Genomic DNA, 15,437 nt, shown 5'->3' with positions numbered 1-15,437 from the left:
ATTCAAATTCCGGGAAGCGGGGCTTGGATGACATGCGGACTATCATCGTGAACAATCAGAATATCGGGAAATACGCGCATTACTGGCGCGCGCATTTCAAGCTGCGGCATCAGATTTTCGTCGAACGTCTGGGCTGGGATCTGAACAGCTACGGCGGCATGGAATTCGACGAATTCGACACGCCGGCCACGGAATACGTGCTGTGCATCAACAACGCGGATGAGGTGGTCGGCGTCTCGCGCCTGCTGCCGACCTCGTGCACCTATATGATCGAAAAGAGTTTCTCGCAGGAATATGACGGCCCGCTGCCCAAAAGCGACCGCGTCTGGGAGGCAACCCGGTTCGGTGTTTGCCGGTCGCTGAACAGCGCCGAGCGGTCGGAGGCGATCGACGCCATCACCAGCCGGATCTACCAGTTTGGCCAGCGGCAGGGTCTGTCGGAGTTCCTGCTGCTGATGCCGCTGTTTATCTATGCGCGGATCCTGATCCCGCGCGGGTATGATCTGCAGGTTCTGGGCAAACCCTGGCGCTGCGGCAATATGACCATCGCCGTTGCCCGGGTCCGGGTCGAGCCGGCCGAAAACACGATCCGCCTGACCGCCTGACCGGCGTCCGGACAGCGTTTATCAACAAAGGAAAACCGCGTATGCCTGAGGACAGCCTCGAGGACTTTTCAATCGCGCCCGGAGACCGCATTTGCGTCACCGGCGGCGGCGGCTATCTTGGCCGCCATGTGGCTGCGGCGCTGCTTGCCCGCGGATTCCGGGTGGTGCTCACCCTGCGCGACATCCGGAAAGCCGGTCCGGTGCGGGCCGCGCTGCAGGAATATCTGGGCAAGGACAGCCTCCCGGTGGAATTCATTGAGGCCGATCTGACCGCTGACAGCGGCTGGGACCTGGCTGCCCACTCGTGCCGGGCCATCATTCACACGGCCTCGCCCTTTCCGGACCGGCCGCCGCGGAATCCCCAGCATCTGGTGAAACTGGCGGCGGAAGGCACCGAACGGGTGCTGCGTGCGGCCGCAGCCCAGGGCACACGCCGTGTTGTGGTGACGTCTTCCATTGCTGCGGTCACGATGACACCGCTTGCGCCGGGGCGTTTGCGGTACGACGAAAGCGACTGGAGCTGCCCCGATGATCCCCGCACGGATGCCTACGCGCTGTCGAAACTGAACGCAGAGCGCCGGGCCTGGGCGCTGGCTGGCGAACTGGGGCTGGAGATGACCGTGATCAACCCCGGGCTTGCCTTCGGACCGCCCATCGGCAGCAGCGGCGCGACCTCTGTCGGGGTCATTCAGCGGTTCCTGAGAGGCCGCGATCCGGCGCTGCCCAATGCCGGTTTCCCCTGTGTCGATGTCCGCGATGCGGCCGAAGCCCATGTGCTGGCTCTGCTGCGCAACGGCGCTTGCGGGCAACGGATCATTGCGGCCAGTGAAACCCGGACGATGGCTGGAATCGCAAGGGTGATTGCCAAGCAGTTCCCGAGCCGGGCCATCAAAACCGGCATTGCTCCGGATTCGATGGTGCGGGCTGCGGCGAAATTCGACCCGGTTCTGCAGAATGTCCTGCCGCATCTGGGCGCTGCACCGGAAGTCTCCTGCGCGCGCGCGCAGGCGCTGCTGGGCCTCAGCTTCCGCCCGATTGATGAAAGCATTGCGGAAACCAGCCGCGTGCTGATGCAGCAGGAACTGGCGGCCGCGGATTAATCCGCGGCCCAGTCCGGCGGGGCCGGCATGGAACCGGTTTCCTGTGCGATCCTGTCCCGCAGCAGCCGGGCCAGGACGCTGCGGAACCGAAGCGAGGCCCCGCCCATATTGGTTGCCGGCATGATCAGCCGCAGGCTGTTGCAGGCAAAGACCTCGTCGGCGGTCTGCAGGTCCCGCGCGGTGAGAGAGGCTTCTTCGGCGGCCAGCCCTGCGTCGGCCGCCAGGCACAAAAGCAGCCCCCGTGTCACCCCGGGCAAGACCCCGTCATGCACCGGCGGGGTGATCAGCCGGCGTCCCATGACGGCAAAGATGTTCGCCATCGTGGTGCAGGCGGCAAAGCCGCGGGTGTTCAGGAACAGCGCATCATCCAGCCCCTTTTGGCGGGCCGCTCCGGTGGCCAGAACCGCGTCGAGATAGGAGGACGCGGTTTTCCACTGGCTGAGAGCCGACGTCTCGTTTCTTGCGGCAGCGGCGATGTCCAGAGCCACCGGCTGGAATTGCAGCGACGGCGGCAGGGGGGACAGCATGGCTGTCACCCGGCTGTACTGCGACAGGTCGGTCGCCAGCCCGCGCGCGCCCGCGCCGCGGCTGATCGACACCCGCAGGACCGCGGCTTCGCCGGTTTCCGCGCTGAGATCATAGGCGGCGGCGATCAGGCGGCCGTCGGCGCGGTGGGCAAAGAAATCGGCCGAGTGTTCCAGCCGCCGCTGGTGGGCCTGCCGCAGCACCGCCTTCCCGCCCAGGCACAGCACCGTGTCGAACACCGCATCGCCAAGCGCGGCGCCCCGTTCGGTTGCGGCATAAACCGGGCTGCCGGGCGACAGGAATTCGCCGTCCGACCACAGCAGCGGCAGCGACTTGCCGCCGGTCATTCCGCAGCCTGCGGCCGGCTGGCGGCGGCTCCAAGCCCGATGGAGCGCGCCAGAGCGTCCTTGAAGGCGGGGATCATTTCATTTTCCATTTCCGCACAGGACACCGCGTCCTCGTCCCACAGGAAGACCGCCCGCAAACTGTCTGGTGCCGTGGTGATCAAGAGCATGATCTTGCCCGGTGGAAACAGCTGCGGAAAGCTGAAGTACCGGCGGGTCTGCAACGCGCCCGTGTTCAGAATCTGCGGCGGAACGGGGCCGATGTTGGACAGAATGAACGGCGATTTGACCACCAGCATCAGCACCAGCCTGGTTGCCAGAACCTTGGGCAGGAAGGCGATCACCTTGTGGTAAAAGGCATAGCGGGTAAGGTCATCCAGCACCTTGCCTTTGCGCAGGGTTTCCACCATTTCGAAAATCCGCTCACGCTGCGCCCGGTTCGACGGGCCGGACGGAACCTCGATTGCGTAAGGCACGGCGCATAGGTCGTAGTAGCCGTTCAGGTCCTGGTCCGAGAACGGTCTGAGCGAGAAATTGTCGATCAGCTTGACCTTGCCCTTTGGCTTTTGCCCCCGGGCGGCATTGTAGGCCGTGATCGCCTCAACCCAGGCGGCAATGTAGAATGGATGCCGGCTCATCTGTTCGGAGCGGGCAAACTGGCGCAGTTGCTGCCAGACCTCGGGGCCAAGGTCTTCAAAGCGCACCCGGGTCCGTCCGCGCCTGAGCTTGCTGCTGCTGTTGCCCGCCAGGGCCACCGGGGCCGTCACCGTCTCGCGCAGCATGTCCAGCATCGTGGCCGCAAAGGAGCGCAGATGGCGCCAGGCGGACCATCGGGGCATGAACAGTTTGGCATTCGCCCGGTCCGCAACCCCGGCCGGGCTTTCATCGGGGCTTTCCCCGCGCATCAGCGCCCCGTAGGCGCTGACCAGCTGAACCGAGATCAGGTTGGCGGATTTTCCGCAGGTATAGATATGGCTGGTGACGCTCTGCAGGATGGTCAGGTCGTCATATTCCGTGACAAAAATCCGCCACGGCGGGCCGTTGGCGTGATCCAGCGGCTCTCCCCAGACATTCTGCGGCACCAGCTGGTCGGCGGCCTGCTCCGGGCACCGCCCCCGCGTGCGCACATAGCGTATCTCCGGCTGTGCCTCGGGGTTGCGCGCCCAGCTCCACCCGGCCGCCCCGGCAAAGGACCCGGCCGCCTGCAGCGCCGCATGCCGCCGGGCCACCGAGGCCGCGGCCTGGCGCAGAATGTCCAGGTCCGGCGCGTTTTCCAGTTCGAACCAATCGCAGGAATTGCCGTTCAGCCCCTGCCGGGCGAGCATCTTTTCATAATAGATGTAGATGCGGTTCAGCGTCGTCATCCGATGGCGTTCAGGCATCGGCCAGGTCCTTGGCAGCGGCAGGCTTGCCGGCCGGCGGCTGCGGCTCAGCGGCGTCCGCTGCGGGCTGCTGCCGCAGCTGTTCGCGGATTTCGCGTTTCAGCACCTTTCCTGTCAGCCCGCGCGGCGGCACGGTGCCTTCCGGCATGATAACCACCTCCGACAGATGTGCCGCCCAGCTGCAGTTTGCCTGCAGCGCCGCCAGCAGGTCCGCGGGGCTGGCCGCATGTCCCGGCGCCATCTGCAGCAGCAGCACCGCCTCGTCCGCGCCGGCGGCCGGGCGCGCCGCCAGCACGGCTTCCCGCACCGACGGCAGTTTCAGCGCTTCTTCCTCAACCGGCAGACCGTAAACCGGGCCCTGGCCCGTGTTCACCGTGTCGACATCCCTGTCGATCTGGTAGAACCGCCCGAAATTGTCGCGGAACCCGACATCGCCGGTCCACCACCAGCCGTCGCGGACCACGTCATGGGTCCGGTCATGCTGGTTCCAATAGCCTTTGAACAGCGTCGGCCCCTTGACCATCATGCGCCCCACCTTGTGGGCCGGCAGGCGGCGCCCTTCGGCATCGGCTATTTTCACCGCCGGGCTGGCCGGTGTCGGCCGCCCCACCAGCCGCCCATAGTTCCGGGTCCGCCGTTCGCTGATCTTCACCAATGCCGCAAAGCCGATTTCGGAAGTCCCGAAAAACTCCATGAACAGGGAACTGACCAGCGGTTTGCCGAACAGGCGCAGAAAGGCGCCCTTGGCCGTCAGCTGCCGGATGTGGTGCTCATGCATGGCGTCGCCGCTGGACATCCACATCCGGACCGAGGACAGGTTGTAATTGTCCAGGCCGGCCTGGCACATATTCTGATAGATATCCGGAAAGGCAAAGAACAGGCGCGGCTGCCAGTCGCTGACCGACTGCAGGATGTGATTGGCGCTGAGATCCGTCACGACATGGGTCTGCACACCGGCCGCCAGCGCGGTGATGCAGCCGGCCTGGCTGATATGGTGGTTCATCCAGCCTGCAAACATTACCGGGTTGCGCCGGGTGATGAACTGGATCCGCATCTGGCCTTTGGCCGCAAGAATGAAACTGTCCGAGCCGTGCAGGACCCCCTTCGGGAATCCGGTGGTGCCGGAGGTGTGGCAGATCATGACATGCTGGTCGCGGTCCATATGCGGCGGGGCGTATTCTGCTGGCGCCCGGGCAAAGGCGTCAGGCACCGGGATCACTTCGATCCCCGGCACCTCGGTGCTGCCGTTGGTCAAAAAGATCCGCTCGATCCCGTCCAGCGGCAGGCCGCTGTCCTGCAGGTTCTGCAGCCCGGCGCAATCCGTCACAACCGTTCTGGCACCGCTGTGGCGGATGAAGTTCAGAAAGTTCTGCACCGGCATCCGGCCATTGACGGGAACCGAAATTGCGCCCCGGCGCATGGCCGAATAGCTCCACAGAAAATAATCCAGCGAATTGCTCTTCCAGATGGCCACCCGGTCAAACCGGCGGACACCGCGGCTGTGCAGCATGTGGCACAGCTGGTTGACGGTGCTGCGCAGCCCGGCCCCGCTCAGCCCGTCATCCGGGATGCCGTACTGCGGCAGCTGCTCGTCGGTGGTGAAGAAGATCTCCTCTTCGCGCCCGGCGATTGCGGTGTCCATCAGGGTTGCGATATTGACGGTGCGGTCGAGAATGAATTGCAGACGTTTCGGAAACACGGTTAAGCCCCTTGCTTTAAAAGAAAATCCGGTATTCGAGACCGATGTTGGAGCTCTCCTCCAGAGTGCCGTAGGGCGAACCTGCCGGGCCCTCCAGCCAATCGGCATACAAGTAAATCACGCTTTGGGCGCCGAGCCGGTACTTGCCCCGCAGCCGCACATACAGGTCGTCTTCAAACCAGCTGGAAACCGTGGCTTCGGCGGACCGGCGGGTGTCGCCGCTTTCCCAGGTGTAGGACAGGCTGGAACCCGTTTGCCGGTCTTCATGCTGCCCGTAGACAGTCCTGACGCCGGCCGCCAAGGGCGCCAGCGGCCCGGCGCCGGTGCTGCGGGCGGTCCGCAGATCGCGAAAGAACAGCTGAGCGGCCAGCCTGCTGGTGCCGGCCAGCTCGCGTTCCGCGCCCAGAACCGCCTGAAGCTCGTTTTCCGGCAGCAGCGCAGCCGGAATCGCGAAACTGCCGGATTTGTACTCATGCAGCGCCGCCTCGCCGTAAAACCGCCAGGCGCCGCGGACCAGGTCAAAATCCGCGCCCGCCATGAACAGATGCGGCACCACCGGCTGCACTCCGGTTCCGGCGGCGGACAGATAGGGCAGGTTGGCCGGGCCGGAGTGGAGGCTGATCCCCAGATCGCCGAACCCTGCTGCCCAGGTGATCCGCCCGCCATAGGCCCGGCCGCCGCCTTCAACCGGTTTGTCCGGCAGCGAAAGGGCGCCGGGGTAAATCCCCCGCGGCAGAACACTGCTGCGGGCGTTGGTATGGGCATAGGCCGAAACCGTGACATCGGACCCTAGAAACAGCGTGCCCCATACCCCGTCAGAACCAAACCGGTTGCCCTGCTCTTCGTAGACGGCAAAGCGGAAATTGCGCGGCGACACGGCATCGGTCGGGATGAACCCGTCAGCAACCCCCTGCACATGCACGCGCCGCCCGGCCCCAAGCGTAAAACTGCCTGCCTGGTACTCTGCATATGCTTCGCGCAAGGCCTGGGTTTCATTGATCGCCCGGTCTTCCCGGCCGCTGCCCTGCACAACACCGCCGGCAAACAGATCCAGCGTGCCGTCGGCGGCGTCCAGGCTGTGGGAGAAATCATAGCCCAGACGCCCGAAAACGCCGGTGCCGCTATCGGTGAAGTTGGGGTTGCCGCCTTGTATCCCGGTGGCAATATACCCGTTGAATTCTGCCCGGGCCGGTGCCGCTGCGGCCAGGACCGTGGAGAGGACCGTGGCCAGGACCAGGCCGGTTTTAGAAAGCCCGTGCAGCATGGTCAGACGGCCTCGGCCCCGGTGTAGTTCCGGCAGAACAGGCTCAGCTGCTCAGGCGAGGCCATAAGACTGTCCAGCCGGGTCAGCTTCAGATTGTTCTCAAACGGATCGCCCGACGGCGGCGCATGCAGCAGATCAGTCATCTGCCACGAGAAGGCCTGCCCGGCCCAGGCCCGATTCAGCGCCTTTTCCGCATAGTCCGCCAAGGCATCCTGGCGGCCTTCGAACAGCAGCTTGCGGAAGCTTTCGCTCAGCTCCCGGATGTCGGCAATGGCCAGGTTCAGCCCCTTGGCCGCGGACGGCGGCACGGTGTGGCCCGCATCCCCTGCCAGAACCACATTCCCAAGCTGCATCCGGTCCGCCACATACCCCTGCATCCGGACCATCAGCCGTTCCGTCACCTTGCCGGGCCGGAAGCTCGCATCCGGCCCCAGCCGGAGCTGCATCTCGTTCCAGAACCGGTCATCGGACCAATCCCCGGCCTGATCGCCGGCGCCGCATTGCAGGTAGGTGCGGCTGACCGAGTCCGAGCGCATCGACCACAGTGCAAACCCCCGCGGGTGGTAGGCATAGGTCAGCTCGGGCGACACTGGAGGCGTGTCGCTCAGCACCCCTACCCAGGAAAACGGCAGGCGCCTGCTGCTGCCGCCCCCGGCCCCGTTCACCAGTTTGCGCGCCGGGCCGTGCGCCCCGTCGCAGCCGGCAACAAAACGGCATTCCAGCCGGTGCCCGGTGCCATCCTTGCGGTAGGTGATGACATGCGGTTCCGCCTCCGGATCCGACAGCCGGATGTCCTCGGCCCCGTAGACCGGGCTGCGGCCGGCCGCGTCCAGGGTTCCGGCCAGATCGCTGGTCAGCGCAGATTGGCCGTACACCGTGCAGGAATGCCCGCCGCTCAAGGCCTCAAGGTCAATCCGCCGCGTCTGATTGCGCCAGCGCAGGTTCATGCCCCGTTGCGGCAGCCCCAGACGGTCAAGACGCGCCGCCAGCCCGGCCTGGCGCAGAAACGCGACGCTGGCATGATCCAGCTGCCCCGCCCGCACCCGGCGCTGCACATGCGCGCGGCTGCGGTGCTCCAGCACCTGATTGTCGATTCCCAGACGGTCCAGAAGAATCGAAAGAAGCAGCCCGGACGGGCCGCCGCCAATAATACCAACCGTCGTGCGCATGGGGTTTGCCGCTCCGCTTTGCTGTTTCGCGCCGACGCTAGATAGCGGCGGCCGATACCGGAACTCTCAATGTCGATAGGTGACAGGCAGGCCGCAATTCCCGCCTTATCCGGGCAATTCATTTCAGCCTGACGGCGTTCCCAGCCGGTTGATGAGCTTATGGCAGTAAAAGGATACAAGGCCTTGAAACTTCTCCTCGTCGACAATTTTGACAGTTTTACCAATAATATAGCGGACTTTCTGCGCGGCCAGCGCGAGGGTCTTCGAATCGATGTCATCCGCAATGACTGCTACGATTTCCTGCAGAGCCCGGAATTCCTGAGCTATGACGGCATCATCATTTCCCCGGGGCCGGGCAACACCGGCGTCGCCAGGGATCTTGGCATCTCCTTGGACATTCTGCGCCGGGACAGCCGCCCTGTGCTGGGGGTCTGCCTGGGCCATCAGGCGATGATCGTCGAAGCCGGCGGCGTTGTCGAACTGGCGCCGCAACCGATGCACGGCCGGATCAGCCAGATCACCTGCAGCGGCGAGGGGCTGTTTGCCGGCCTGCCCAAAACACAGAAGGTGATGCGCTACCATTCCTGGACCGTGAACCCGGAGCTGCCGCGCGGCTTTGTCTGCGATGCCTGGACCGAGGACGGCATCGTCATGGGCATCCGCAGCACGGAATCCCCCCGCTGGGGCGTGCAGTTCCATCCGGAATCGATTGCCACGGAATACGGCAGGGCGATTCTCGGCAACTTCCTGAATCTGGTCGAGGCGCATCAGGGCCGGACCGCCGCCAAGGCCCGCAGCAACGCAGCGGCCGCGGCCCCGGACCGCAGCCTGTACTGGCACAAGCTGGGCGCGGCCATCGACCCGGCGGCGCTGGTCGAAGCGCAGGGGCTGGTCAATGGCCGCCGCCCGCTGCTTCTGGAAAGCAGCCTCGCGCAGGAGGGGCTGTCGCGCTACTCCTTTGTCGAGGCGCCGGCGGATCCGGACCGCAGCATGACCTACTGCGTGCAAACGCAGACCCTCCGCGAATATGAGGGGACCGCACTGGCCTCGATGCGCAACATCCCGGTGCTGGACTACCTCAGCAGCTGCCTGGGCGTTGTGTCCTGCCCCGGCGGGCATCCTCCCTTTCCTTTCCTCGGCGGCCTGATCGGCTGGCTGGGCTATGAGCTGAAATCGGAATTCCTGGGCGTCGCCTCCCCGGCGTCGAAGACGGAAGATGCCGCCTTCCGCCATGTGCCGCAGTTCTTTGTGATCGACCACCTTGAGGAGGCTGCCTATGCGGCGGTGTGCCTGCCGCAGGACGCCGAGGAAGCCCGGTTCGACAACGCCCTGTCGGCCCTGCAGAAACTCTACGCCAAGGCGGCCAGGATGCATGTGGCCCCGGCTCCGGCCAAATCGCGGCCGCCGCTTGAATTCACCATGCGGCACGACCCCCAGGCCTATCTGGCCCGGATCCTCAAATGCCAGGACCTGATCCGCGCCGGGGAAAGCTATGAACTTTGCCTGACCAACCAGATCACCGCCGAGCTGGAAGATCTGGATGCCTGGGAGTTCTACAAGGTCCTCCGCCAGCGCAACCCGGCAACCTACAGCGGTTTTCTGAACATCGGCGGAACCGAGGTCGTCTCGTCTTCGCCGGAGCGCTTCCTGCGCGCTGACCAGTCCGGCCTGCTGGAAAGCAAACCCATCAAGGGCACCATCAGACGGGGGGCCACGCCGCAGGAGGATGCAGAGCTGGCGCGCCGCCTGCAGACCACCGAGAAGGAACGCGCCGAGAACCTCATGATTGTCGATCTCGTGCGGCATGATTTTGCCGCTGCCGCGATTCCCGGTTCGGTCGACGTGCCCAAGCTTTGCGCGATAGAAACCTACAAGACCGTGCATCAGATGGTCTCGACCATCCGCGGGCGTCTGAAACCCGGCCTGACCAGCGTCGATGCCATCCGGTCCTGCTTCCCCGGCGGCTCCATGACCGGGGCTCCGAAAATCCGCTCGGTGGAAATTCTCGACCAGCTGGAGGAAGGCCCGCGCGGGGTTTATTCCGGGGCCATCGGCTGGATCGGCTACAACGGGCAATCGGATCTTTCGATCGTCATCCGCACGGTGGTGAAGCAGGGCGCATCCGTCTCGATCGGCTGCGGCGGCGCCATCACCTACCTGTCGGACCCCAGGGCCGAACTGGATGAGATCATGCTGAAAAGCCAGGCCCTGGTCCGGGCGTTGGCCGAACATCTTACCGGCAATTCAGACCATTACCGGATTTCAAACGGCCTGCAGGCGGCGCCGGCAGGCACCTTGGCAAAGTGACGCAGGACTTCGGAAAGGATACCCTCATGCCCGTTTCTCATTCACGGCTTCCCCGCCGCGGCTTTCTTGCCCTTGGCGGCGGCAGCCTGGCAACCGCAATGCTGGCGCCCGGCCTGGTGCTGGGGGCCCCGGACGCGCTGGAAGCCGCAACCGCGGTCAACAATATCGAGCTGACCGGGGCGATGGCGGCAATGGCCAAGGTCGAGCTGCGCCGGGCCGGCGCCCCGGTGCGCACCCGCGATCTGGAAGTCTCCACGGCCCGGCAGGGCGGCAAGGACCTCAGCGACCGCCGCTATGTCTTTCTGGCGCCGGCGGATGTGCGCGACACCAAGCTGCTGGTGCACGAGCAAAGCAGAAAGGACAATGACCTTTGGCTGATGCTTCCCAGCCTTGGCAAAGTGCGCCGCATTTCCGCCTCCAAACAGGCCAATGCCTTTGCCGGAACGGATTTCAGCTATGCCAACCTGATGGCGATGCGGCTGGAAAACTTCACCCATGCAATCACCGCCGGCAGCGGCAGCAGCATCACATTGGAAAGCACCGTGCGCAGCGATTCATACGGGCGCAGCATCGGCTATTCGCGCGCGGTGACCCAGGCCAGGGCCGGGTCGATGGTGCCGTTCCAGATCGATTACTTCGACCAGAAAGGGCGCCATCTGAAGACCCAGAAAATGTCCAAGGCGGCCCAGGCGCCGGATGGCAAGCACATCCTGCGGTCGCGCCACATGATTGTGCACGGCAAGGGCCGGGAAACCCTGATCAGCCTGAGCAAAATCGACTTCAGCCCGAATTTCGGCGGCGGTCATTTCAGATCCCAAAGCCTTTGACGCCCTTGCAGGAGAACTAAGCGTATGCCTCTGGAAAATTTCGGACATCCCAGCGAGCCGAACCCCATCAACCCGCTGCTTGACCGCAAGCTCAGAACCTGCGGCCTGTACACCCAGGTAAACGGTGCCAGCGGAAACCAGCTGCATTGCGGCGGCGGCAGGCTTGTGCTGGACTTTGTGCCCGGCCACGGCTGCCTGCCGCTGGGCCATGGTCCGAATCCGGTTGCGGAAACGGTTTCGGAAACCCTGAAACTGCCGCTCACCAATCTGGTCCAGCCGTATTTTTCAGAGGCCGCCGAAGTGCTTGCCCGGCGTCTGATTTCCCTGTCGCCGGTCATCACCGAGCGCGTGAATTTTGCCACCACCGGCACCGAAGCCATCGAGATCGCGCTGAATTCCGCCCGCCTCGCCACCGGGCGGCTGCGCTTTGTCGCTGCGGTCAATGGCACCCACGGCAAATCCATTGGCGGTCTCTCGGTCACGCACACCTCGCCGGTCAATGAATTCGCCGAGCTGGCGGGCACGGTGTTTGTGCCCTTTGGCGATATTGATGCGATGGACCGCGCCCTGGCGGCCGAGGGCGACTCGATGGCGGCTGTCATCCTGGAGCCGGTGCAATCGGAGGGCGGCGTCAAGCTGGCACCCAAGGCCTATTTCGAAGCGGTCCGTGCCCTGTGCGACAAGCACGGCGTGCTGCTGATTCATGATGAAATCATGACCGGGACAGGCCGCACCGGGCATTTCTTTGCAACCGAATGGACCGGCGGCAATCCCGATATCATCGTTCTGGGCAAGGCGCTGGGGGGCGGTGTGATGCCGATCTCCGCGTGCCTGCTTGGCCCCCGCGCAGTGACGAAGTCGCTGGATTTTCAACAGATGTCCAGTTTTGCCGGCAGTGCCTATGCCGCAACCGCCGCCAATGCCATGCTTGACGTGCTGCTGGAAAACGACGGCGAACTGCTGCGCCGCATCCGCGCCCGCAGCAGCACCCTGGACAGCATTCACCAGCGGCTGCAGCGCGCCTATCCGGACCTGATCGCGCAGACCCGCGGCTGCGGGCTGCTGCATGGCATCGAATTCCGCCGTCAATCCAATGTGGTTGCCGGATCGGAGGGCGCCTTCCTTGGCCTTGCCGGTTCCAGCCAGCAGTATCCGGCGCTGACCGCAGGGCACATGCTGTCCAACGGTGTCCGGGTCACGCCGGCGGCGAATTGCAAGGGGGTGCTGCGGATCCTGCCCAGCTACCTGACCACCGGCGAGGAATGCGAAACCTATGCGGCCGCGCTCGGGGAATGCCTGGATGCGCTGGCCGCGCAGGACACGGTGCGCGCCACCAAGCATATCACCGGCACCACCAAGGCCGGCGAACGGGAATCCGCGGTGGATTTCCTGGGGGCGGATCCGGTCGGCGAAATCGGCCCGGACGAAGGCCGCTTCGGCTTTATCGTGCATCAGCTGGAAACCGACGACCTCCAGAACCTCGACCCTCTGCTGCGGCAGGTGACCCGCAGCCAAAGGGATGTGCTGACCAACCTTCTGGGCGAATTCGACGAACCCATCCTGCTGAGCCGCGCCCGGATCAAGGGCAAGGACGGCTCAAGCGCGGTCGGCGATTTCATCCTGCTGCCCCGCAGCGCCCGGCAGCTTCTGGCGATGCCGCAGGACGACGCCTGCGAGCTGGTGCAGAAATGCGTCAACCTGGCTGTCAAGCGCGGTGCGCGGATTGTCGGTCTGGGCGGCTACACCTCGATCGTGACACGGGGCGGGTCCCGGATTGACCCGCTGGGCCAGGCGGTGACTACCGGCAATGGCTTCACCATCGAAGCGGCCTTGATGGCCGCGGACCGGGCCACCACCACGCTGGGCCGCAGCCAAAGCGATGCCACCGCGGCGATTATCGGCGCGGCGGGATCAATTGGCAGCGGCATGGTGCAGATGATCTCGGCCCGCGCCCGGCGCCTCTATCTGTTCGTGAACCCGGCGACGCCGATGGAAAAGTCCTTCCTGCGGCTCAAGCGGTCGCTGGCCGCGGGGCTGAAAGCGGCCCGTGACGGCGAGCTTCCGGCCCGGCCCGGCTCCGTTCTGGACCGTGCGCTGAAGCTGATGGACGGGCAGACGGACCCGGCGGAACTGGCGGAACAGCTGCTGCGCGACCCCGGCTATTTCGTGATCTCTGACAATTGCAGCCGCGATCTGCGCAACGCCGATATCATTTACTCTGCCACCAGCTCCACCGACAAGCTGATCACCCCCGAGGATCTGCGTCCGCAAAGCGTGGTCTGCGATCTGTCCCGGCCCGGCAACATCAGCTACCGCTGCCGCGAAGAACGCGATGATGTGCTGATCATGGACGGCGGCGTCATTGCTTATCCCGGCCGCCCGCAGCTGGCCCTCGGCATTCCGATGCCCAAGGGGGTTGCCTTTGCCTGCATCGCCGAAACCGTCATGCTGGCGCTGCGCAAGCACTATGAAGACACCTCGGTCGGTGCCGCGCCGTCGCACCGCGAAGTCAGCATGCTGCGCGAAATCGCCGCCGATACCGGGTTTGAGCTGGCGGACCTGCGCGCCTTCGACCGCCCGATCGGCCGGGTCGACTGGGGCAGCCTGATCGGTGACGGCAGCCCGGCCGCGGCCGGAAGCGATGCCGCTCTGTCCCGGGCCAGTGCGGCCGCGGATCCGCGCTCCCTGACCAGTGAAGACAGCATCGACTACTACCACCGCCTGATCGGCCAGCGTGCCGAAGGGATCGGCGCAAGCGATCCGGCGATCATGGAGATGGAGGGCGGGATTTTCACCTGGAAGGATCTCGACCATGCGGCCGGTGTGTCGGCTGCCCGCTTCCTGACGCTGGGCATCGGCCGGGGTGCGCGGGTCTTTGTGGCGGGGGCGGGCAATTTTGCCCACATCGCGGCGGTTGCAGGGCTGTGGCGCATCGGCGCCGTGCCGGTCACCCTGGACAGCTCGCTGCCCCAGGACCGCCTGCGCGCCATGATGCAGGTCGCGGCGCCGGTTCATGCGCTGTGCAGCCCCGGCATGGAGGCGGGCCTGGCGGATCTGCTGCCGGTGGCCGTTCTTGAAAGCAATGCGCAGCTGCTGAGCCAACCCGCAACCGGGCCCCGGTCCGCGGCCGCGAGCGCCGGGGCGGAGGCTGTTGTGATCTTCACGTCGGGGTCCACCGGATTGCCCAAGGCGGTGCCGCACTCCGTCCTCGACCTGGTCAATATGGCCGAGAATTATGGCCGCCACAATATCGGGCTGTCGCCGAAGGACAACGTCATCGTGACCTCCAAGCTCAGCTATTCCTATGGCTTCTCGGTGTCGATGACCGCGCTGTATCACGGCGCCGCCCTGTTGCTGGGCAACGGACGGTTCGATCCCGCAGCCATTCTGGACCAGATCGAACAGCAGAAGGCCACCGTGCTGTTCTCGGTGCCGACCGTCTACAGCATTCTGGTCAAGCAGCCGCCGCGCGATCTGTCCACGCTGCGCCGGTGCATCGCCGCCGGCGAGGCCCGCTCGCCCTTTGTCGATGACGCCTGGGAACAGATCAGCGGCATCAGCATTCAGGACGGTTTGGGTGCCACCGAAATCATGTCCTTTGCCCTTGCCACCCCCAAGGACGAGCCCGGCGGCAGAAGCATCGGCGCCATCGTTCCGGGCTTCAGCATCGAAATCCGCAATGCGCACGGGCAGGTCACCCGCGCGGGCGAAGCCGGCGTGGCCTGGGTCCGCGGCAATTCGGTGGCCGAAGGGTATCTTGGCAATCCTGATGCAACCGCCAAGGCCTTTCAGGATGGCTGGTACCGGACCGATGACATCATGCGCATGGATGCCGACGGCCGGTTCCACTACCTGGGCCGGGCAACGGATCTGACCAAGGTCGGCGGCGTCTGGGTGTCACCAGCGGAAACCCAGAACTTCCTCAACGCGCACCCCCTGGTCGCGGAATGCGCAGTGGTCCTGCGCGAGCATCCGGAACCCCTGGTGCGGCCCTATGCCTTTGTGGTTCCCGCCGCAGGCGCCACCGCCGGACCCGAGCTTGAGCAGGCCCTGAAGGCTGTCATCAGCGAGACGTTCGCCAAGGCCCAGGTCCCGCACAAGATCTTCTTCCTCGACGCGCTGCCGCGCACCGGCAACGGCAAGGTGCAGCGCTTCGCCCTCTCGGACATGGTCCAGGACAAAATCAACCTTGAAACCACCAGGCTGCAGTAAGAT

At 65.0% G+C, this 15,437-nt stretch carries 10 protein-coding genes; 5 read left to right on the top strand and 5 right to left on the bottom strand.

Annotated features, from left to right (window positions below):
• Positions 1–32 precede the first annotated feature (32 nt).
• Together OKQ63_RS24695 and OKQ63_RS24690 are read left to right on the top strand one after the other, a co-directional pair.
• A complete protein-coding gene (locus OKQ63_RS24695; RefSeq protein ID WP_264214546.1) occupies positions 33–605 on the top strand; it encodes an acyl-homoserine-lactone synthase in 573 nt (190 codons plus the stop codon).
• 41 nt (positions 606–646) lie between these two features.
• Positions 647–1,705, top strand: a complete 1,059-nt coding sequence (locus tag OKQ63_RS24690; protein ID WP_264214545.1) for an NAD-dependent epimerase/dehydratase family protein — start codon at positions 647–649, stop codon at positions 1,703–1,705.
• On the opposite strand, the gene OKQ63_RS24685 is transcribed toward OKQ63_RS24690, so the two are convergent.
• The 5 genes from OKQ63_RS24685 to OKQ63_RS24665 are packed head-to-tail and all read right to left on the bottom strand — an operon-like array spanning position 1,702 to position 8,088.
• Positions 1,702–2,577 (bottom strand): aminotransferase class IV, encoded by an 876-nt coding sequence (locus OKQ63_RS24685; RefSeq protein WP_264214544.1) that lies wholly within the window; start codon positions 2,575–2,577, stop codon positions 1,702–1,704. The two genes, OKQ63_RS24690 and OKQ63_RS24685, sit on opposite strands and share 4 nt — an antisense overlap.
• The gene (locus OKQ63_RS24680; protein WP_264214543.1) at positions 2,574–3,956 is read right to left on the bottom strand and encodes a hypothetical protein; all 1,383 of its coding nucleotides are present in this window, start codon (positions 3,954–3,956) and stop codon (positions 2,574–2,576) included. Before OKQ63_RS24680 ends, OKQ63_RS24685 begins: the two co-directional genes overlap by 4 nt.
• Positions 3,949–5,655, bottom strand: coding sequence for a class I adenylate-forming enzyme family protein (locus OKQ63_RS24675; RefSeq protein WP_264214542.1), 1,707 nt, complete (start codon positions 5,653–5,655; stop codon positions 3,949–3,951). The genes OKQ63_RS24680 and OKQ63_RS24675 overlap by 8 nt, the downstream gene beginning before the upstream one ends.
• A 16-nt stretch (positions 5,656–5,671) precedes the next feature.
• Positions 5,672–6,919, bottom strand: coding sequence for a hypothetical protein (locus OKQ63_RS24670; protein ID WP_264214541.1), 1,248 nt, complete (start codon positions 6,917–6,919; stop codon positions 5,672–5,674).
• 2 nt (positions 6,920–6,921) lie between these two features.
• Positions 6,922–8,088: a 4-hydroxybenzoate 3-monooxygenase gene (locus OKQ63_RS24665; RefSeq protein ID WP_264214540.1), complete on the bottom strand. Its 1,167-nt coding sequence runs from the start codon at positions 8,086–8,088 to the stop codon at positions 6,922–6,924.
• Between the two features lie 183 nt (positions 8,089–8,271).
• Here OKQ63_RS24665 and pabB point away from each other — a divergent pair, with 183 nt between their 5' ends.
• Genes pabB through OKQ63_RS24650 form a run of 3 tightly spaced genes read left to right on the top strand, consistent with a single transcriptional unit; the run spans position 8,272 to position 15,434 of the window.
• Positions 8,272–10,395, top strand: coding sequence for an aminodeoxychorismate synthase component I (gene pabB, locus OKQ63_RS24660; protein WP_264214539.1), 2,124 nt, complete (start codon positions 8,272–8,274; stop codon positions 10,393–10,395).
• A 26-nt stretch (positions 10,396–10,421) separates the two neighbouring features.
• Entirely contained in the window at positions 10,422–11,222 is an 801-nt protein-coding gene (locus tag OKQ63_RS24655) for an outer membrane lipoprotein-sorting protein (protein ID WP_264214538.1), read from the top strand.
• Positions 11,223–11,246: 24 nt separating this feature from the next.
• Positions 11,247–15,434, top strand: a complete 4,188-nt coding sequence (locus OKQ63_RS24650; RefSeq protein WP_264214631.1) for an aminotransferase class III-fold pyridoxal phosphate-dependent enzyme — start codon at positions 11,247–11,249, stop codon at positions 15,432–15,434.
• Positions 15,435–15,437: the final 3 nt, after the last annotated feature.

It is taken from the genome of Leisingera thetidis, assembly GCF_025857195.1.
GTDB classification, from domain to species: Bacteria; Pseudomonadota; Alphaproteobacteria; order Rhodobacterales; family Rhodobacteraceae; genus Leisingera; species Leisingera thetidis.
This window is presented reverse-complemented; position numbering and strand designations above follow the sequence as displayed.